The organism is Roseburia zhanii, from assembly GCF_014287635.1.
GTDB lineage: Bacteria > Bacillota > Clostridia > Lachnospirales > Lachnospiraceae > Roseburia_B > Roseburia_B zhanii.
This window is the reverse complement of the sequence record NZ_JACOPH010000086.1, coordinates 1-717: the sequence shown is the minus strand read 5'-3', so window position 1 is coordinate 717 and position 717 is coordinate 1. Positions and strand designations below refer to the sequence as shown.

At 43.5% G+C, this 717-nt stretch carries 2 rRNA genes; both read right to left on the bottom strand.

The window, feature by feature from the left end:
* Window positions 1-312: 312 nt before the first annotated feature.
* Window positions 313-430 (bottom strand): 5S ribosomal RNA (gene rrf / locus H8S17_RS16275).
* 208 nt (window positions 431-638) lie between these two features.
* A 16S ribosomal RNA gene (locus tag H8S17_RS16270) occupies window positions 639-717 on the bottom strand; the annotation flags it as partial.

Sequence of the window (717 nt, the reverse complement as noted above, 5' to 3'; positions counted from 1 at the left end):
TCTTTTTTGCTTGACCTTTGTTTGTCCTCGCTGCATAGCGTTGCAGCTCTTGCTTTTAAAAGCTTTTGTTTCTTTATTTCTCGGATGTCTTGATATTAAAAAGATTTCTTTTTCTTATCATTTCTCTGTATGAAGTTTTCAAGGTACATGTCTTGTCTGACTGATCTTTATCAGTCATTAGAAAACTCAGTTCTCCTGAACCCTCTAATCACTGGTAAACCCAGTTATCTTAACAGCACTTCCCTGCTGGTGTAGGTTGGCACTTTTTAGTGCCCGTTCTATATGGATGCCTTTTGGGCTTATTTTCTTTTGATCTGGCAGCCACCTGCTTTCCCATACCGTTTCCAGTATAGTATCATCGGCCGCTTACGTCTTAACCATCGTGTTCGGGATGTGGACGGGTGTTTCCCATAAGCGCATCGCCACCAGAAGCATTGAGCACTTAGTGAGGTCCTTTCGAACTTAGTGCGAAAGCTGTTCGCTGCAACTTAGTGAATGCGAGCCTGCTTCTGGCGAAGCATGAGCTTAGTGCAGTCGAACTTCCTATTTCCTCATTAAGTTTATTATCATCTCACACTGTATCTTTCAGTGTTCCCTGATAACTAAACAGTGACATAACCTCTACTTGATTTCCTTAGAAAGGAGGTGATCCAGCCGCACCTTCCGATACGGCTACCTTGTTACGACTTCACCCCAGTTATCGAACCTGCCTTCGGC